This is a genomic window from Sphingorhabdus sp. (assembly GCF_040079335.1).
In the GTDB taxonomy this organism is placed as follows: domain Bacteria; phylum Pseudomonadota; class Alphaproteobacteria; order Sphingomonadales; family Sphingomonadaceae; genus Sphingorhabdus_B.
Window position 1 is genome coordinate 1 of record NZ_JBEBKL010000038.1, and the last position, 19440, is coordinate 19440.

Below are 19440 nucleotides of genomic sequence, written 5' to 3' on the forward strand. Positions count from 1 at the left end.
CTTGCCAAGGTTGGGGTCGAGGGTTCGAATCCCTTCGCCCGCTCCAGTTTTCTTCGGAAAATTCAGTAGGTTAGATTGATCGGCATTTGGCCGATCATGATGCCTCTTGGTTGGTATCCCACCAGTATACCACCGATCGATGCCCACATTTTTTTGGGGAAAGTCTTCCCCTGAGCCGAAGCCGCTACGCAGTCTTCGGCTACCCCATCTGCGGGGTCACCCCGCAACGCCCCACGAATCGGAGCGGGGCTGATGACGCGCTCTTATCCGCAGCCCCTTCGGCTCTGCTCCCGAGGGCGCGGTGTTTTAACGAAAATGGCCCCGCACGCACTCTGAACCGGCGGTCATGGTTGCATGTGCAGGCGATGAAAGCCGACAAGCCCCGCCTTTCCGCCTGCACAAGCAAAATGAATAATCCCCGCCTCCATTCAGGGTGCGGTCTATTGTGTTGGCAATCTCGCTGACCGCTCGCGCGACTTTGGCCGTATGAGCAGGTGAGAGTTAGAGGATGGCGGGCTTCGCCGTGACGGGATGAGGGTCGAGAGAGAGGCTCCCGACCGCCCGTCATGGAGGTTTTCCCATGAATATGCAGGTTCTCGATGCGCGCCGCGATGTGAGCGGCGGCTACAAGGTCGATATCTCACGCGGCCAGAGGATTGGCCGGGTCTCATCAGAGTGGTTCTCGCGCCCCGATGATGAGCGATTTCTTTCGCTTGGCGATCTGGCGCGGTCAGTGCGCGGGCGTTCCGAACGCAGCCGCACCCGGGTGGTTGAAAGCGCGCTCATCCACGTCGAGGCAAACCGCAGCGATCCTGAGCGTCTGGCGCTGATCATGCCCGGCACCGATGCGCCCGTCACACCGACCCACTGGAGCTTTGGCCAGTTGGCAAGTCAGGTCGGCGCGCCTGCGGCCTATCTCCGTCAACTTCCGGCACCGCTCGCGGCGATCAACCTGCAATATGGTCTGACCTCGCACCGCGCCGAACAGATCAAAACGCTCGAAACCGACAACGGAAGGCTCGAACTGCGCGCCGTGACCGGACCCGACTATGGCCGAATCTACGACCATGAACTGGTCGAAGCGGTGCAGAAGATCGCTGGCAACGGCACGGGCGACACGCGCTGGAAGGTGCCCGGCATGCTCGACTGGTCGACCGGCGTCTACAATCCCCGCGTCGACATCACCCGCGACACGACCACGCTCTATGCATCGGACCGCGACGTTTTCCTGTTCCTGGTCGACGATCTCAACCCGATCGAAGCAGGACGCCTGCCCGATGGGTCGCCCGACCTCTACTTTCGCGGGTTCTACTGCTGGAACTCAGAAGTCGGGGCCAAGACGCTGGGCATGGCGAGTTTCTACCTGCGTGCTGTCTGTCAGAACCGGAACCTGTGGGGCGTTGAGGATTTCGAGGAAATCAGCATCCGCCACAGCAAATATGCCGCCAACCGCTTCGCCCACGAAGCCGCACCGGCGCTGGAAGGCTTCGCCAATTCCTCGCCGCTACCTTTCGTCAATGGGATCAAGGCGGCGCGCGAGCGGATTGTTGCCCGCACCGACGAAGATCGCAGCGATTTCCTGCGGGCACGAGGATTCTCCAAGGCCGAGACCGGCAAGATAATCGAGACCGTGCTGTCCGAGGAAGGCCGCCCGCCGGAATCGATCTTCGATTTTGTGCAGGGCATCACCGCTCTGGCGCGCGACAAGGCGCACCAGGATGCCCGCCTCGAGATGGAGGGCAAGGCGAAGAAGCTGCTCGACCGGGTGCACTGAGTCCCGTTCGGTCCCGGACAATTTTCCAGCGCGGCGCTGCCTTCTCAAGAGTGAGAGGGCGGCGCTTCGCTTCGTGACGGGTCGAAGCCGAGAGAGAGGCTCCCGGCGGCCCGTCATGGAGAAACCTCATGACCAAGTCCCAAAACAAGCCGCTGCCCAAGCTGGTGCTCAGTTCCTCGCGCGACATCCCCTTTTCCCAACTGGTGCTGAGCCAGAAGAACGTCCGGCGCGTGAAGGCGGGCCTTTCGATCGAAGATCTGGCCGACGACATCTATCGCCGCACCCTGCTTCAGAGTCTCAATGTCCGCGCCCTGCTCGACGATGATGGTCAGGAAACCGGCATGTTCGAGGTTCCGGCGGGCGGGCGCCGCTTCCGCGCGCTCGAACTGCTGGTGAAGTCCAAGCGGATGGCCAAGGACCAGCCGGTCCCTTGCGTGATGCGCGATGCCGGCATTGCCGAGGACGACTCGCTCGCGGAGAACGTCATGCGCGTCGGCCTTCATCCGCTCGACCAGTTCCGCGCATTCAGCGCGCTGATCGAGGCGGGTCTGTCCGAAGAAGACATCGCGGCGCGCTTCTTCGTCTCAGGGCAAACCGTGCGGCAGCGGCTGCGGCTTGCCTCGGTCTCGCCCAGCCTGCTCGATGTTTACGGCGAGGATGGCATGTCGCTTGAGCAGCTTATGGCCTTCTCGGTCACCGACAACCATTCCCGCCAGGAGCAAGTCTGGGAACAAATCAACCAGGGCCAACACGTTCCCGCCTACCACATCCGCCGCTTGCTGACCGAAGACGCCATTGCCGCCAACGACCGTCGCGTGCGGTTCATCGGCATCGATGCCTACACCGAGGCTGGCGGCTATGTGATGCGCGACCTGTTCTCCTCCGACGAAGATGGCTGGCTGCAGGATCCGGCGCTGGTAGAACTACTCGTCAATGAGAAGTTGTCCGAAGTGGCGCAGGAAATCGGCGGTGAAGGCTGGAAATGGGTCGAGGCCGCCATCGATCTGCCCTTCGGCTGCGAACGCGGCAAACGCCGCATCACCGGCACCACCGTTCCGCTGACCGACGAGGAGCAGGCCCGGCTCGACGCGCTCATTGAAGAATATGACGCCATCGGCGAGCAATATCGCGACGGCTGCGACCTGCCCGACGAGGTCGATACCCGGTTGACCGAAATCGACGCGGAGATGACGCCTTTGACATCTCGCCCCGTCGTCTTCGATACGGAAGAGCAGGCGCTTGCAGGCGTGTTCGTCTCGCTCGCGCACGACGGACGGCTTCGGATCGACCGGGGTTATGTGCGGCCCGAGGATGAGCCGGCTGCCGACTCCGATGATGCGACGGTCGCTGCCGAAGGTGCCGACCAGCCCTCCGGTCCGGCAATCATGGTCGCCGGTCAGATGCAGGACGAGCGGGCTGCAGACGACGAGGATGATGTCATCCGTCCGCTGCCGGATCGGCTCGTCTCCGAACTGACTGCGGTGCGCACTGTGGCGCTGCGCGATGCTCTCGCAAATTCACCGGAAGCAGCCTACACCGCGCTGCTGCACGCCTTGTGCCTGTCAGTATTCCGCTCGCACGGACAGTCTGGTTGCGTGCAGATCGGTGTGACCCAGCCCTGGCTTGGCAATGTCGCGCCAAACTTGCGCGAAACGGTGTGGAGCGTGGCAATTCAGGAACGCCACGATCAGTGGTCTGAGCGCCTGCCTGACGAACCCGGCGCGCTGTGGGATGCGCTGACCGCACTCGCCCCCGAGGAGCAGATGGCGCTGCTCGCCCACTGCGTCAGCCAAGGGGTCAATGCGCTGTTCGAGCCGGTCAAGGGCTATGGTGGACAAGTTTCCGCGCACGGCATTGCCCAGCGGATTGACGCCGCCGATGCACTGGCGGCTGTGGTCGGGCTCGACATGGCCGAAGCGGGTTGGACGCCGACGGTCGACAATTACCTCGGCCGCGTGACCAAGCCCCGGATCATCGAGGCCGTCCGCGAAGCCAAGGGCGATGCCACAGCTGTCCTGATCGAGCATCTGAAGAAAGGCGACATGGCGCGCGAGGCCGAACGGCTGCTCGAAGGCACGGGCTGGCTGCCCGAACCGCTGCGGCTGCCGGTTGTCGAAACGGCGATCGAGGAAATCGCAGACCTGCCCGACTTCCTTGATGGCGATGCCGACCAGGCTGAGACTGACGACGCATACGCGATCGCTGCCGAATGAACCTCTTGCGCGGGGCGGCACCATGCCGTCCCGCGCCCCATTTTCCGACATTTGAAGGAGCCAGTTCATGGCAATCCCTGACTATGCCCGCACCAATTTCGAGACACTGATGAAGGCGGCGAAAGCTGGCGATCTCGCGTTGATGGAATGCACAGAGGTCGCCAGCGGCGAGACCCGCTACGTGCTGTGCGCGGTCGGTCGTGATGACGGCGACTATGTGATGACGCCATTCGGCCATCTTGCGCCTGGCAACCCCTACGAAGCCTATATCCCGCCCACCTGAGCGCTACTCCGGACCGCACAACTTCCCCAATCCAAAGGATCGATACCATGACCAACTCGCCATTGGCGGGTGCCTCCGCGCGCCCGCTTGCCACCGCTTGTCCTGCTCAAACCGCCGCCTGCATCGTTGCTGCAACCCATGACCTTCTCGGTTATCTCGCCGCCGGTCGCCGCATCGACGCACCCGCCATCCGCACAGCGATGCAATCCGCCTTTGGGGCAAGTGATGCGAGCGGCGCCTGGAACTGGAAGGCCGCTTACGAAGCGGTCGAGATCGCGCAGTTGCTGTTCATGCGGCGCTACGGTCCGGCCATTCATGCCAAGACCTCCGACCCGTTCGAACGGCTGAAGCTGGTTGAACGCATTGCCCGGCTCGCACCGACCCAGACCCGGCGCAGCGAAGAAATGCAAGCCTACCAGCAATTTTCGACACCGTTGGGACTGGCATGGGTTACCGGGTTCGCGGCGGAGTTCAGCCCGGGTGAGCTGGTGCTCGAACCCTCGGCGGGCACGGGGCTGCTCGCAATCCAAGCCGAGATGGCCGGTTGCAGACTGGTACTGAACGAAGTTTCAGAGGTGCGGTCGGCGCTGCTTGGCAGTCTGTTCGATGGCTCGAGCGTGTCGGCGCACGACGCCGCGCAGATCCATGACCGGCTTGATACGGGCCTGGTGCCGAGTTGCGTCGTCATGAACCCGCCATTCTCAACCGCGCTTCATGTCGAGACCCGTGTGGCTGACGCAGCCTTCCGGCATCTGTCCTCGGCGGTTGCGCGGCTTGCCGACGGTGGACGCCTTGTCGCAATCACTGGAGCCAGTTGCGCGCCCGATCACAAGGCATGGCGCGACGGCTTCGTGCGGTTGCAAGACAAGGCCCGGGTGGTGTTCACCGCGACGATCTCTGGCAGCGTGTTCGCACCGCACGGCACTTCGGTCGAGACTAGGTTGACGGTGATCGACAAGGTTCCCGCAGACGATCCATCGCAGTTTTCGGCATCGCCGGGCATGGCTCCCGATCTTGCCACCCTGCTGCGCTGGCTGACCGATAACCTCCCGCCGCGTGCACCCATCACAGCATCTGAGCTCCAGCCGTTTAGCACACCGCGCAGTCCAACGGCCATCAGAACGGCGGTTGCGAAGCCGCGACTGGCTGCTGCTCCTGCGAATGAGCCATCAGGCATTCCACTCGAATATGAGTTGATCAACTGGCAATCGCCCACCGACGGCAAACTCTCGGACACGCTCTATGAGCCCTACACGCTCCAATCGATCCGCATCACCGGTGCCCGACCGCATCCGACGCGATTGGTGCAATCGGCGGCGATGTCCTCGGTTGCACCGCCCAAACCGAGCTATTGCCCGCATCTGCCTGCGGGTCTCGTCGAACAGGGACTGCTGTCCGATGCCCAGCTTGAATCGGTTGTTTATGCGGGCGACGCCCATGGCGACCATCTCTCTGGCAACTGGTTGGTGGATGCGACCTGGGACAAGGTCGAAGCAGCGCCCGACGACAGCGAAAGCGCAGTTCGATTCCGTAAAGGCTGGTTCCTCGGTGACGGCACAGGCGCGGGCAAGGGCCGTCAGGTTGCGGGCATCTTGCTGGACAACTGGCTCAAGGGTCGCAGGCGTGCAGTCTGGATTTCGAAGTCCGACAAACTGCTCGAAGATGCCCAGCGCGACTGGAAGGCCGTGGGGCAAGAGCCTCTACTCGTCACCCCACTCGCCCGCTTCCGTCAGGGCACGCCGATCCGGCTTGAGCAAGGTATCCTTTTTACGACCTATGCCACGCTACGCTCCGACGCGCGTGAGAATCGGGTTTCACGCGTCCAGCAGATCGTCGATTGGCTGGGGACCGACTTCGACGGGGTCATTGTCTTCGACGAAAGCCATGCCATGCAGAATGCCGGTGGCGGCAAATCAGACCGGAGCGATTCTGCTCCTTCGCAGCAAGGGCGTGCCGGACTTCGCCTGCAACACGCACTTCCCGATGCTCGTATCCTCTACGTCTCGGCGACCGGGGCAACCACGGTCGAGAACCTTGCTTATGCCCAGCGGCTCGGGCTGTGGGGTGGCGCGGACTTCCCGTTCGACAAGCGCACCGATTTCGTCGCGGCTATCGAGGCGGGCGGTGTTGCCGCGATGGAAGTGCTGGCGCGCGACCTCAAGGCGCTCGGCCTCTACGCCGCCCGCTCGCTCTCCTACGAAGGCGTCGAATATGAGCTGGTCGAACACCAGCTGACCCCCGATCAGGTCCGCATCTACGATGCCTATGCCGGGGCTTTTCAGGTCATACACAACAATCTCGACGCTGCGCTGGAAGCCGCGAACGTCACCAGCAGCGAGTGCACTCTCAACCGGCAAGCCAAGTCGGCAGCACGCTCGGCGTTTGAAAGTGCCAAGCAGCGCTTCTTCAACCATCTGATCACCGCGATGAAGACACCGACGCTGATCGCTGCGATCGAACAGGGTCTTGCCGACGGCCATGCATCCGTGGTGCAGATCGTTTCTACCGGGGAAGCGCTGCTATCGCGCCGTCTCGCCGACATCGATCCGGGCGAGTGGAACGACGTCCAAGTGGACATCACGCCGCGTGAATATGTTCTGGACTACCTCCTGCACAGCTTCCCGACCCAGCTCCATGAGAGTTTTACCGACGGCGATGGCAATCTCGCGTCGCGGCCTGCCTATGATGATGATGGTAATGTGGTGCAGTGCCGCGAGGCCCTCGAGCGGCGTGATCGGCTGATTGAGAAACTGGCTTCGATGGAGCCGGTCCAAGGCGCGCTTGATCAGATCGTCCAGCGGTTCGGGACCGACATAGTGGCTGAGGTGACAGGTCGCTCGCGTCGGATCGTGCGCAAGGTCGATGCGAATGGCGACCGTCTCGCGGTCGAGAACCGGCCCGTCCATGCCAACCTCGCCGAAGCGCAAGCGTTCATGGAGGACAGGAAGCAGATCCTCGTCTTCTCCGATGCCGGTGGCACCGGGCGCAGCTATCATGCCGATCTGGGCGCGCGGAACCAGCGGCTGCGGCACCATTATCTGCTCGAAGCGGGCTGGAAGGCCGACACTGCGATTCAAGGCTTGGGGCGCACTAACCGCACCAACCAGGCGCAGCCGCCGCTGTTTCGGCCCGTTGCCACCAACGTTCAGGCCGAGAAGCGCTTCCTCTCGACCATCGCCCGACGGCTCGACACGCTGGGGGCGATTACCCGCGGACAGCGCCAGACCGGCGGCCAGGGCCTGTTCCGCCCGGAGGACAATCTTGAAAGCCCCTATGCCCGCGACGCGCTGCGCCAGCTCTATGTGCTGATCTATGCGGGCAAGGTCGAACATTGTTCGCTCGGCACCTTCGAGAGCATGACTGGCCTGTCGCTGAGCGATGGCAGTGGGTGCCTGAAGGACGAACTGCCGCCAATCACGACCTTCCTCAACCGGCTGCTGGCACTGACGATTGCGATGCAGAATGTCCTGTTCACGGTGTTCGAGCAGCTGCTCAACGCGAAGGTCGAGAGTGCGATTGCAGCGGGCAGCTATGATCTGGGCCTCGAAACGCTGATTGCCGACAGCTTCACTGTTACCTGCAGCGAGTCGATCTACGTCCACCCGGCCACTGGTGCCGAAACCCGGCTGCTCACCATTGCCATGCGCGAACGCAACCAGCCGGTATCGCTCGACAAGGCGCTCGACCTGTTGCGGGAGCCCGGGGCGCGGCTGCTGGTCAACGCCCGATCGAAACGCGCGGCGGTCCAGCTTCCTGCCCGCAGCGCCATGCTCGACGATGGCGAAGTGGAACGGCGCATTCGCCTGATCCGGCCAATGGAGCGGCTGAACCTTGCACTGAACCATCTAGCGGAAACCAGCTGGGAGGCAGTTGACGAGCGGACCTTCGCTCCAGTCTGGCAATCAGAGGTGACGCAGGTGGATGAGTTCACGCAGAGTGAACTGCACATCGTCACCGGCCTGCTGCTGCCGATCTGGAAGCAGCTCTCTGAAGAATCGACCCGCGTTTACCGGCTCCAGACCGACGATGGCACTCGCATTGTTGGGCGCAGGGTCTCTCCGGCATGGGCAGCGAGTGCGACAGCCAGACAGGATGCCCCGATACTGTCGCCGCCGCAGGCACTGGCCCTTCTTCGAGAAGGCCATACCATTCTCGACCTTGCCGATGGGCTGCAACTGCGCCGATCACGGCTGATGCAGGTGAACCGTATCGAACTCACAGGGTTCGGTTCGACCGCGGTCGACCGGCTGAAGGCCATGGGGCTGTTTTCCGAGATCGTCAGCTGGAAACTGCGCCTGTTCGTCCCCGACGATATGGTGGCAGGTTCGGCAGTTATCGAGCGATTGTTCGAAAGGCACCCCTTGACGCGCATCGCCGACCGAAAGGCTGCCTGACATGAGCAGGATTTCCACCCGCGCAGCGGAACTGTCGGAGCGGCTTGCGCAAAACGCGCAGGCTGTTTGCCGCCACTATCTGCCCGCAGGCAGGCGCGAAGGCCGTTATTGGATGGTCGGCGATGTCGCCGGAGCGCCTGGGCGCAGCCTCTATGTCCGTCTGTTCGAGACCGAGCGCGGCACAATCGGCAACTGGGTCGATGCCGCGACCGGCGAACGTGGCGATCTCGTCGATCTCATCCGACTGAACCAGCGGCATGGCCGATTGTCCGACACAATCGACGAGGCCGAACGCTTCCTTAGCCTGCCGCCCTCGGCTTCCGATGATGGCAGCAGCGCCTCAGCCTTCACCAAGCCCGCACGAGCAGGATCGGCGACTGCCGCCAAACGCCTGTTCGCCGCCTCGAAGCAGCTGACCGGCTCGCTGGCGGAATCCTATCTGCGGTCACGCGGCATCAGGCGGGCATTCGACCTGCCAGCCCTGCGCGTCCATCCGCGCTGTTACTACCGGCCGAATAACGATGATATCCCCGGAACACCCGGCGCTTTCCCGGCACTGATAGCAGCCGTGACGGATACCGACGGCGTGCAGACCGGCACGCATCGCACTTGGCTCGATCCTTCGGGCGGCATGAAAGCCAATGTCGCATCGCCGCGTCGGGCCATGGGTAACATTCTCGGCAACGCCGTCCGGTTCGGAACTGTGGGTGATGTCCTGATTGCAGGCGAAGGCATCGAGACCATGCTGTCGTTGCGCGAAGTCCTGCCGACCATGCCGATGGCAGCCGCGACTTCATCGGCTCATCTCGCCGCTATTCTGTTCCCGCAGACACTCCAGCGCCTCTATGTCGCACGCGACCGGGATGCTGCAGGCGACGCGGCCTATGCCATCCTGACAGACCGAGCGCAGGCAGCAGGGATCGAACTCATCTCGCTTATGCCTGAATTAGGCGATTTCAACGACGATCTCCGCCAGCACGGTGCAAGTGCATTGGGTAAGCGGGTTTGCCTCCTACTGTATGAGCAGGATCGGACACGCTTCTCCGTCGATTGAGGGCAAGCCGATACGGGATCGGAGGATCGAGCTGTGGAGCGCGCATCATCCGGGGCCAGTGTTCCGGCCAAGCCCGGCCTTCTTCGGGAGGCGTCCGAGAGACCGGCTGCCGGGAGGCCGCAATGGCGGTCAGGCGGCTATTTTCCGGCGCCGCGGGAAGCCGCGCCTTTCCATCGCGAACCAAAATAGCCGCCCGCCCGCCATCCTCCGCTGCGCTTCGGCCACAAAGGTGCGCCCTCCCGTCAGCCGGTCAGAGGGACGCCCATGAAGGCCGGGCAAGGTGCCCGGACCCAAGACCCTAAGGACAAGCGACATGACCATCTTGCCCGATTCTGAACCCGAACACGAAATTTCGCCCACCGCCCATCTTCTCGATGAAATCGCCCTCTACGGCTATCGCCCCTTCTCGGATGAAGCCGACCCGCGGCCACTGCCCGAAGAACGCATCGCTGCAGGCGCTGTCGCCGATATGTTCGACGCCCTCATCGCAACCATGATCGATACAAGGCTTGAACCTGATCTTGAAGACCTGTGCTGGTCGCTCGCGAACCTCTTCCACCGCGCTGAATTCCGCATCCAGCGCGAGCTTGACGACAATGAAGACGCCCAGAAGCGCAGCCAGCGCGAACAGGATGGCAGCGAGGTCAAGTCGGTCGAACTCGAACGGCAGATCCGCGAAGGCATCGGCCTGATTGAACGGCGCAACGCCATGGAGTTCATGCGTGAAGCTGCTGCCGACCAGTTTGAAGTGCATTTTCGCAAAGCCTGGACACCGCGTATCGGATCACTGGTCAACCATCGCACATTGACCGCCGCGATGATCGACAGCCGCGACTTCCTGGCAGCCAAGCGCCGTTCGGAAACCGAGCCGATGCTGCCCGTCGGCACGCGCATCGCGTTTACGTCCGGCCCCACCTATCAGGATCACAACCGTATATGGGCTGCCCTCGACAAGGTTCTCGCCAAATATCCAGATATGGTGCTGTTCCACGGCGGCAATCCGACCGGCGGCGAACATATCGCTTCGCTCTGGGCACGAACGCGAAAAATCACCCACGTCCCGTTCCGCCCCGACTGGGACCGGTTCAAGAAGGCTGCCCCCTTCCGTCGCAATGATCAAATGCTCGAAGTGCTGCCCAAGGCAGTCGTTTCCTGCCCTGGCAATGGCATCAACGCCAATCTGGTCGACAAGGCGCGCAAGATGGGGATTTACGTTTGGGCGATTGAATGACTGGCCCAGCGGACAGTCTGGAACGTCTCCTTCGGAATGCTGAAAGCCAAAAGCAGCCATTCCAACTGACCGGCGCTAGCGTTAGCTGAGGCGTTGGCGATAGCAAAGCTCGCGCTACGCACGGCTTCTTGGGAACCCATACCATACGCGAAACCGTTGCCTGATGGCTCGAAGCGTCGATTGGGAATGGGGCGGTGTGGATACCGCTCGGATGTATCGACGCATTGTCGCCCTTGCTCCTGCCACCTGTGTCGGCAATTGGGGCAGTCGCTTCAGGGGCAGCGGATCAACTATTCCGCCGACTGATAGGTTGTGATCGCCGTTTCCTTGGCATCATTCAAAGCCTGCAGCTCGTTCTGCAGCTTCCCGGCCGCGGTCGAACCGGACAATGCAATGATGCCGATGATGGCAAAGCCGAAGTCGAGGCAGGCACAAATGCCGCGGATCGTCTCGTGGTGATCTGAGCCGTATAAGCTGGTGTGGGTGACGGCCACCATGCCGTCCGATCGATCATCGTTGATCGACACATGGCCGAAAACGCCCTTCAGATTTGGGTGCGCGCCGTGGTCGATCGCGCCCTCGTAGGCCTCCTTGGCAAGCCTTTCGATATCCGGAGCCTTATCGGCAAGGCCCTTGATCGCCTTATCGAAGGTAAATGCTTTGCGGCAAGCCTTCTTGTCGGCCTCGCTGCGGTGACGGTTGCCCCAGACCTCAGAGAGGGCGGGCTGCTGTTCCATAAGGTAACCATAGCTTGCAGATTCGAGGGCGGTCCGCACAAGTGGAAAAACCGCTGCCGGATGACCGCTTAAGGCCATGCGCGCCGCGCCAAGAAACATCTGGTAGGCGTTGAGGAAGAGGACCAAGCCGAAGGCTTGCGTTGGCGATACGTGCTCCCACAGATCGCGCCGGAAATAGGCGTCGTACTGCAGCAGTACCCTCAGTATGGGGCTGTCAGCTGCTTGCAACTCGCGGATGTTCTCGTCGGCCACCGCCATGTAATGCACGAGTCCATTGCCTAACTCGACCCGTGCTTTGCCTTCCATCATGCGCCGCCCGTCCACTGAACGGAGCGGATGAGGTCTTCCCGATTCCATTGGCTGAGCGCGTATTCGCCCTTCTTGAGGGGAATGCCGCCAGTCATGCGCCGCGCCAGTCCTTCGCCGGCGAGAAAGAAAATGTGATTTTCGCACTCAAGGAAAACATAGCCTGTCGCTCTTTTCCACTTCTCAATGAACTGCTTGCTGCGGCCCATCCACTGCATGATCGCGTAGCGGCGGCCGTCGATCTCGACTGGCCGGGCTCCCCAATTCATTGAGGCCTTGAAATTCCAGCCCGTGAAGCTCGACGGTCCATCATGAACGTGGACGAGCCAATACATGCGATGGCCCTGACGATAGAAGGCTTCCCGCGCCACCCGTTCCTCCTCTGAAATTGGAGAGTATTGCAGCTCCAGAACGGCCGCGTGCGCGGTGCCGGCGTTGCAAAGCACGTCGGCCCTGTGGTGCTCGCCGGTCACTTGGTCGACCAGACCGATCTCGCGATTGCTCTCGGGAAAGGCCTCTTTCCAGGCTAGATGCCAAGGACCTTCCGGCTCGCTCCACGGATCGCAATCCCCGGCCTTGTGCCGCCAGTGCGGGACATTCTCGACCGGCATGACGGAGGTAAGCGGTCCGCCGCAATCGCGGCAGATCGTGCTTTCCCCTTTGGCGAAGGGAGGGCGCTTTATTCCATCAATCCAGGCGTAGAGCATTCATCCCCGCTACAGTGTTTTGAGCCTTTTAGCACCGCTCTCCCTGAAGCGCCGCGTTTGGCAGAATCTATTGTGAACTCTGGCGCCTGACCATGCAGGAACGCGACGGGACTATTTCGCTTCCGTTTGGACACAGCATTCTGCGGCGCGCACTTCAGCGAACGCAATGTCGAAGCTAGCCCCCGCCCAGCACGGCAGCTCGTATCTGAAGTCTAGTCTTCGGCATCCTCTAGTCCCGCAACAGAATGGAATGATATTTGGCTTCGACTAATCCCGCCCTTTCGCTATCAAGCCGCAATGGAAAGAGAAGCCAAGACTAAGACCGTATCGGTAGCGTGTGCCGGCTGCCGACAGCGATTCGTCACAGATGTTCAAACGTCCTATACATGACGCCCCAGCAGATCATTGAGAACGCGAGAATTGCTGGGACGCAAAGCATTCTCGTGCTGGGGAGTTTTGAGAAGCGCGTCACCGTCTACGCTCAGCAGGTGCGAGCGCTCAATCTCGTTGACGCGATGCTTTCGGAGAACCTCGTCCGGCCTAATGGCGGGAAGGTCGCGATCATTGGCGGTGGCGCTGCGGGCATCACGGCCGCAGTGGCGCTCGCTCGAGCCTGCCCCGAACTCCAATGGTTGGATCTCTTTGAGAGGAGCTCAGGCATCCTTGCGCTGCAGCACGGAAGCCGGCGCTTTCTTCATCCGCATTTCTACGATTGGCCCGCGGCGGGATCCGACTCCGAAGATGCAGGCCTCCCGATCATGAACTGGACTGCTGGACCGGCCGGGGATGTCGCAGCAATGCTGCGAGCTGAGTTCGAGGCGGCGCGGCATAACTCCGTGTTGACACTGCACCCCGACCAGACTGTGACCAAGCTTGTGCCAAGCACGCTTGGCCCAATCAGGGTCGTGGTCGACAAGGGTTCTGCCGTTAGGCGCATATACGATGTCGTCATTCTCGCTATCGGCTTTGGCCTTGAGGCTCATCTTGACGGCGAGACACCGACATACTGGGCACCTTCGGGCTTGGCGGGGCCCATTCATACCCAGCTGCAGAACCCATTGTTGTTCGTTTCGGGCAATGGCGATGGGGGCCTGGTCGATTTCCTCATGGCGGCCTTCAACGCGCTCGAGCATCACCAGATCGGCGCCATGCTCATGGGTCTCGATCTCGGACCGGCACGCGCCGAGCTTGAGGCGATCGAGCAGGAGGCTTGGGCAGCAGGAGCGGATGTTGACATCCTCGCCGCTTATCGCGCCCGCCTTACGCCGATTATGCCCGGGGCCGTATGGCAGGCGATTGCCGATAGACTGCGACCTGGAGTGCGCATCCATCTTCATACCCGAGAGCCGCGCCTGCTTCGAAAGACAAGTGCGCTTCACAATCGTCTCGCCGTCTACCTCGTGCTGGAGGCCGATCACGAGATCGGCAGCGACGCAATCACCGTCACCACCGGCGTGGAGTTCGAAGGGGACATACCGAAGCGCGGGGCGATCACCCTAGTCGGGCAGGCTCCGTTCGAGCCGTTTCGCCGGTTTCTTCGACTTGGCCCCGACTCAGCGCCCAACCTCGAGCCCTTCGAGGACGTTTTTGCCGCCTACCCCGGAGCGGTGAACCCGCCGCTCTCGGCGACCCGACCCGAGTCACCGGCGCTGACGGCAAGCGCGGCAGCGCGGTTTATGGGTTTAGGTCCAGGCCCGGCGGTGGAGCCGGATCCGGTGGCGCCAGCGCCCGCCACGGGACCTCTGACTATCAGTCTCGCATCGGGCGCGGCGGGCGCTGTTGTTTGGTCTTGTGAGCTCGGCCCCGACGACGCAGGCCAGATCTGGTCGGGAGGACGAAGCATCGCGCTTTATAGCGAGATCTCTGCTGTCGATGCTGCTCCGCTCGCCGCGGCGCTCGCTCGGCTCGGAGCCCATGCATCCAGCTTCACGCTCTACACGAAGGATGCTGCTGGCTGGCGCGCAAGCTTGGGCGCGTTTTGCGCCAGCAAGGCGCTGCCGGGCCCTGATCTCGAGATACGCTGTCCCGTCGCTGAGTGGCAGGAAGCTGCTATCGTCGGTCCGGCTGTCCAGCTCACTGCGCAATTGCTCGCGGCAACCATACAGAGCCGGCTCGATCGCGAGGTTCTGCGCCAGCTGCACGCCGTTCTTTACGAGATATTCGGTCCCCCGGCGGCTCCGACCGGCTGGCCGATCGAGCCAGCCCTTCGCGCACGTCTTTGGGATCGATGGAGCGAGTGGCATGCCGTGCTCGCGGCGGATGAAGCGCTTTGCCGGCGCTTCCTTCGCCTACTCACCTCGGAGGACGATCGGGAGCCGGCGGCCGAGGCGGCGCTCGTTGGGCTCGGGCCAAGGACGCTGCGGCCGTTCATGACGAAATCGACGATCTTCGCTTTGGCTTTCGCGGTCTGCTCGGGAATGCCGGTGTCGCCGACGGGCGTCCATCCGGGTAACGTTGCATTCGATTCGCTGACAGGCCACAGCTGCGGCGTAAGCTGGATCAATGAGCGCAGGCTCGGCACGCGCTGCGTTATGGATCAAGCCTGGACCACGGGCGTGGTGCTGCTTTCGCAGTTGCAGGAGGCGGTACGGATGATGGAGGGGGACCTCAGGATGGATCGGAACATTTCAGACGCGCCAGCAGTCGGAACCATCTCGGCCAGCGAGGAGCCCCTGATCATCGGCGCGGATGAGGGCTTTGTTGCAGCTCTCGAGGCGGGCGAGCCGGAACTGCAAGAATATCTTCAGTCGATCTTCCGTTGGCGCAATGAAACCGCGGCGCCGATGCTCGAGGAGGTGGCTGATGACGCAGCGTGAGCCTCCTCCGCTGATGCTGCTCATGATCGAGGCGGCGCAGAGCATAGGGGCGGTCGTGACAGAAGCTCCCGAGCAGCTCAGCGGATCACGGTTCAACTCGGAGGTGCTTAGCGACGCGATCGCCGGCAGCACAATTGATAGGCGCGAGAGCGATCTCCCTCACCACGTCGCCGCAGCAACCTTGGACGGCATCCCCGTGCTGTTCGGCATGCTTGATGGATCAGCGTTGAAAACGAGCGTTGATCAGCAGATGCGTCGATATCGCAACCAGGCGACAATCGCACGTTCGTGGCTTGGCTCCGATGCGCCAAACCTGCAGCTGTTCGTGTCGGCGCCGAGCGGGGCCTTGCGCGATCCAGCTTGGCGCCAGCTCGCGGCAGAGATCGAGGCAGACGATCGGACGTGTCGGAAGCTCGTCTGGCTTTTCGAGGGATCACCCACGCTTGACGACGCCAAAGGCTTTTTCGAGCGCACCTTCATCGCTCGGCCTTGGCCCGCCGAGCAGCTCACGCAGCAGCTCGACAGCATGGCCAACATTAGTCTGCCCATCGGGTGGGAGGAGGCTATCGAAGATCCTGATCTCGACTTCAGCGGGCTTGTCGAGCGGCTCATCGGGCTGGAGCGGGGAGCGCCGGCATGAGCGATCTTTACTTGCGCAGCGTCGAGCTCTCGAACTTCCGCATCTATGGCGACAGCTACGCCTTTGAGCTTCCGGACGGGCCGGGTGTCACGCTGATCACCGGGGCGAACGGCCTCGGAAAGACCAGCTTCTTCGACGGCGTCGAGTGGGCGCTCACCAATCAGGTCAGCCGCTTTCAGGACATTCCGACGGACGCTCGTCGCAAGGAGCCCGATCCGCTGACCCGCATCGGAGCGCCCGCGAACAGCCACCGGGTGAGCCTGCAGTTCAGCGACGGCGATCCGATCGACCGTGGCGCCGGCTTCGTTCCGGATGAGGGCGCGATCGCGGCGCTTCTGAAGCGCCCGGAGTGGGCGGAGATAGCCAATCTACATGGCTACCTCTCCATCACCCACTTTCTGGGACAGGCAGCGACGCAGCGCTTCTCTCTTCGCAAGCCTGAAAAGCAGTGGGAAGCCCTGAAAGGTCCCGCTGGCGTGGATCGAATAAACGCGCTCCGTGAGCGGATGAGCGGTCTCGGCGTGCGACGGGCTTTCACTCGCGCTCTGGAGGACCGGACGAAGAGGCTCAGCGAGACGTCAGAGGCGCTGGCAGCCTGGACGTCGCTGCTTGCCGAGCGTGATCGTGCCAGGCAGCTTTCCTCCTCGGACGAAGCTGTTCCACCCGCAGCGCTGCGCAACGCTGTCGAGCTGGCGGGGGCTCAAGTCCTTATGCTGGTGCCTGGTGTCGATTGGAGCATCCCGGAACCATCCACGCCTTCGGAGGCGCTGCTCGAGGCACTAGCCGAGCTTCTTCGCGCAATAGAGCAGCGTAGCGTGGCCGACACCGAGGCCGTCGACGCGCTAGCGAAAATTGCGACTGATTTCGACGCAGCCGGCGCAGAGACGCAGACTCTCCGGAGCAGGGCCGACGATATCGAGCAGCGCCGGGCCGCAGCCGTCGAGAAGCTTGCGGAAGCCGAGGCTTCGCTCTTGAGGGTGACAGCGAATTTGGCCGCCATCGAGCGCCAGGCTGCGCAGGCGCAGGCCCACTCGGTGATCCTGACGCGAGTGCGGGTTGCTCTTCGTCAGCTGGAGGATGCGCAATCGCGGCGTGGAGACGCGGCTGAGCAGCTTGAGCGCTCGCAGGATGAGCTTGGCCGGATCGAGGTCAGCAACGCTGCTCTGCGGGAGGGCCTTGCGCGCGCGACCGCCCAGCGAGCCGATCGCCGAGCTTTAGCGGACAGGGTGACTCTTGCGCGGCGCAGGGCCGAAGTCTCGGGAAAGCTGACTGCGACCCGCGCCGAGATCGACCGGCTGACGCCGCTTTTTGCGAGCAGGCAAGCGGCGGACTTGCGGGCGCAGCGCGAAGATCTGGTCGGGCGGGATGCGGCTGCTCAGACCATGATCGCGCGCATCAACGCGGATTTGCGCGCGCACGACGACCGCACGCGGGCCATCTCCGAAGCCGTCTCGGTGATTGCACATCGGCTGGGGCAAGACGACGTCACCTGTCCCGTCTGCGCCTCTGAGTTCCCGCCGGGGCGGCTTGCCGCGCTTGCCACCCAGCAGAGCGCCGCCGATGCTCGGCCTGCATCGCAACTGGCCACGGCGCTGGCAGAGGCCCGTGTGGAAAGCGAAGGGTTCCGGCGTCAGATCGTGGATGTTGAGCGCTCCGTCGCCGAGTTGGAGCAGCTGCAGGCATCGATGGCGGCCTTGCGTGCACGGGAGCAGGAGCTGCGCCAGCAGCTTGTAGAAGCGGGAGGTTCGGCAGACGGGGTCTACGACCAGTCCGAGACGCTTTTTCTGGAGCAGGAGCTTGTCGAGACTGATGCGAACCTCGCCGCCAGCGACACTCCTGAGCAGATAGACGTGCGGCTGAAGGAAGCTGAAGCGGTTCTGAAGGCGGAGCTGACGAAGCGTGGCACGCTCCAGCAATCCAGGGATGCAGCAGACGAGGATGTTGAGGCGGCACGAACCACATTGCGGCAGCATGCAGAATTATGGGCTGACGAGAAGGGGCTACTCGTCGACCTCGGTAAAGAGCAGGCAACTATAGAGAGCCAGCTTTCCGACCTCTCTTCACGGATATCCGTCGAACGTGCCGCTGCCGATGAGGCTCGCTTGGCTCGGGACTCCCAACGTGAGGCTGAGGTTCGGGAGACCGAGGCGCAGACCGCGTCCAACGCTCGTCTCGATAGTTTGGCCAACATTAGATCTGCGATCGTCAAGCGGTGGATGGATGCTGGCCAGAGCGGGGAGCCCGACACAGCGCGGGTGGCTCAAAGACGCGCCCGGATCAAGGAACGTTCGGCGCAGCTTGAGCAAGTGCGCGCGACGCAGCAGCAACTTGTTGCCGGCTATCGTAAGTGGATGAGCGACGAGCAGCTGCGCCGGCTCGAGGCGCGAATTGCCGAGATCGTGCGTAGCGAGAACGCCGCAACCGATCTTGATGTCCGCCGGCTGCTGGAAAGTCGCGCTGACGAAGCGCGTCGCGAGCTTGAGTTCACGCAACGGGCGCGAGATCGAATTGACGCCGTTGGCAGCCAGCTCCAACAGCGAGCGGAGTCCTATGCCGATGATGTGCTGGCGCCGCTCAACGCCACGATCCAGCGGTTTGCTCGGACGCTAATGACCTGGGCGGATGCATCGATCATCTACCGCGCCGAGCATCATGTCACCCGATCCGAGCTGCGCCCCGGGATCGTGCGAAGCGAGGCTGACGGATCGGTGACGCAGCTCGAGATGAACCCTAACCTTTACTTCAGCGAAGGCCAGCTCTCGGCGCTGAGCGTAGCCGCCCTGCTCGCGGCCAGCACGAAGTTTGGATGGTCCCGGTGGCGGGGCCTGCTCCTGGATGATCCGCTTCAGCACAACGACGTGATCCACGCGAGCGCGTTCATGGACCTGCTTCGGCAGATGGTGCGCGAGCTAGGCTATCAGGTTATCCTTTCCACGCATGACAGCTCCGAGGCAGAGTTTCTCGGCAGGAAGTGCCGCAGCGCCGGCATCCCCTTTCATGTTCATGAGTTGGTGCCTCAAGGTGAAGATGGGCTGATCTCCAAGGTCGCTTAGGCGCTCCCCTCTTTTCAAAGATTTCTTCGTCCAACGATTTGCTCCGAGAAGCTGTCAGTCCGCTGTCTGCCCAAGAGGTGCCATAATTTGCCGCGTGAATGAATGGCCGGTTTCGACAGCCAAGCGGGGTGTCGTGAATGTCGCCTTTGTTGGCGAACACGGCGCCGACCACGACTAGCTTCAAATCGTTGCGCGATACTTCAACGACAATTCATGCCTGTCTGGAAAACAA

General features: G+C 62.5%; 11 protein-coding genes. 9 read left to right on the forward strand and 2 right to left on the reverse strand.

The annotated features are described in order from the left end of the window. Positions 1–580: 580 nt before the first annotated feature. The 6 genes from ABL922_RS10725 to ABL922_RS10750 all read left to right on the forward strand — a co-directional run bounded on the left by ABL922_RS10725 (position 581) and on the right by ABL922_RS10750 (position 10949). Positions 581–1774 (forward strand): DUF932 domain-containing protein, encoded by a 1194-nt coding sequence (locus tag ABL922_RS10725; protein ID WP_349024208.1) that lies wholly within the window; start codon positions 581–583, stop codon positions 1772–1774. Between the two features lie 128 nt (positions 1775–1902). Continuing rightward, positions 1903–3987 carry a ParB/RepB/Spo0J family partition protein gene (locus tag ABL922_RS10730; RefSeq protein WP_349024209.1) on the forward strand — a complete coding sequence of 695 codons (2085 nt, stop codon included), beginning with the start codon at positions 1903–1905 and terminating at the stop codon, positions 3985–3987. 67 nt (positions 3988–4054) lie between these two features. Continuing rightward, positions 4055–4270, forward strand: coding sequence for a DUF6117 family protein (locus ABL922_RS10735; protein ID WP_349024210.1), 216 nt, complete (start codon positions 4055–4057; stop codon positions 4268–4270). Between the two features lie 47 nt (positions 4271–4317). Then, positions 4318–8664, forward strand: a complete 4347-nt coding sequence (locus tag ABL922_RS10740) for a strawberry notch-like NTP hydrolase domain-containing protein (protein ID WP_349024211.1) — start codon at positions 4318–4320, stop codon at positions 8662–8664. A gap of 1 nt (position 8665) precedes the next feature. After that, the gene (locus ABL922_RS10745) at positions 8666–9718 is read left to right on the forward strand and encodes a toprim domain-containing protein (RefSeq protein ID WP_349024212.1); all 1053 of its coding nucleotides are present in this window, start codon (positions 8666–8668) and stop codon (positions 9716–9718) included. Positions 9719–10031: 313 nt separating this feature from the next. Next, a complete protein-coding gene (locus ABL922_RS10750; protein ID WP_349024213.1) occupies positions 10032–10949 on the forward strand; it encodes a DUF2493 domain-containing protein in 918 nt (305 codons plus the stop codon). Positions 10950–11239: 290 nt separating this feature from the next. Here the strand turns inward: ABL922_RS10750 and ABL922_RS10755 are convergent, their stop codons facing one another. Both ABL922_RS10755 and ABL922_RS10760 read right to left on the reverse strand, forming a co-directional pair. After that, positions 11240–11995, reverse strand: a complete 756-nt coding sequence (locus ABL922_RS10755) for a hypothetical protein (RefSeq protein WP_349024214.1) — start codon at positions 11993–11995, stop codon at positions 11240–11242. Next, entirely contained in the window at positions 11992–12699 is a 708-nt protein-coding gene (locus tag ABL922_RS10760) for a hypothetical protein (protein WP_349024215.1), read from the reverse strand. Before ABL922_RS10760 ends, ABL922_RS10755 begins: the two co-directional genes overlap by 4 nt. A 386-nt stretch (positions 12700–13085) precedes the next feature. On the opposite strand from ABL922_RS10760, the gene ABL922_RS10765 reads away from it, so the two are divergent. From ABL922_RS10765 to ABL922_RS10775, 3 genes are read left to right on the forward strand one after another with little or no spacing between them, the layout of a single operon-like run. Next, the gene (locus tag ABL922_RS10765) at positions 13086–15515 is read left to right on the forward strand and encodes an ABC-three component system protein (RefSeq protein ID WP_349024216.1); all 2430 of its coding nucleotides are present in this window, start codon (positions 13086–13088) and stop codon (positions 15513–15515) included. After that, positions 15502–16155 carry an ABC-three component system middle component 1 gene (locus ABL922_RS10770; protein WP_349024217.1) on the forward strand — a complete coding sequence of 218 codons (654 nt, stop codon included), beginning with the start codon at positions 15502–15504 and terminating at the stop codon, positions 16153–16155. Before ABL922_RS10765 ends, ABL922_RS10770 begins: the two co-directional genes overlap by 14 nt. Beyond that, on the forward strand, positions 16152–19208 hold the full coding sequence (locus ABL922_RS10775) for an AAA family ATPase (protein WP_349024218.1): 3057 nt from the start codon (positions 16152–16154) through the stop codon (positions 19206–19208). Before ABL922_RS10770 ends, ABL922_RS10775 begins: the two co-directional genes overlap by 4 nt. Positions 19209–19440: the final 232 nt, after the last annotated feature.

What these genes read in the sequence shown, in the direction of transcription:
- ABL922_RS10760 (WP_349024215.1), bottom strand. Translation starts at nt 12,699, where the DNA reads ATGCTCTACGCCTGGATTGATGGAATAAAGCGCCCTCCCTTCGCCAAA.
- ABL922_RS10745 (WP_349024212.1), top strand. Translation starts at nt 8,666, where the DNA reads ATGAGCAGGATTTCCACCCGCGCAGCGGAACTGTCGGAGCGGCTTGCG.
- ABL922_RS10755 (WP_349024214.1), bottom strand. Translation starts at nt 11,995, where the DNA reads ATGATGGAAGGCAAAGCACGGGTCGAGTTAGGCAATGGACTCGTGCAT.
- ABL922_RS10750 (WP_349024213.1), top strand. Translation starts at nt 10,032, where the DNA reads ATGACCATCTTGCCCGATTCTGAACCCGAACACGAAATTTCGCCCACC.
- ABL922_RS10770 (WP_349024217.1), top strand. Translation starts at nt 15,502, where the DNA reads ATGACGCAGCGTGAGCCTCCTCCGCTGATGCTGCTCATGATCGAGGCG.
- ABL922_RS10765 (WP_349024216.1), top strand. Translation starts at nt 13,086, where the DNA reads ATGACGCCCCAGCAGATCATTGAGAACGCGAGAATTGCTGGGACGCAA.
- ABL922_RS10725 (WP_349024208.1), top strand. Translation starts at nt 581, where the DNA reads ATGAATATGCAGGTTCTCGATGCGCGCCGCGATGTGAGCGGCGGCTAC.
- ABL922_RS10735 (WP_349024210.1), top strand. Translation starts at nt 4,055, where the DNA reads ATGGCAATCCCTGACTATGCCCGCACCAATTTCGAGACACTGATGAAG.
- ABL922_RS10775 (WP_349024218.1), top strand. Translation starts at nt 16,152, where the DNA reads ATGAGCGATCTTTACTTGCGCAGCGTCGAGCTCTCGAACTTCCGCATC.
- ABL922_RS10730 (WP_349024209.1), top strand. Translation starts at nt 1,903, where the DNA reads ATGACCAAGTCCCAAAACAAGCCGCTGCCCAAGCTGGTGCTCAGTTCC.
- ABL922_RS10740 (WP_349024211.1), top strand. Translation starts at nt 4,318, where the DNA reads ATGACCAACTCGCCATTGGCGGGTGCCTCCGCGCGCCCGCTTGCCACC.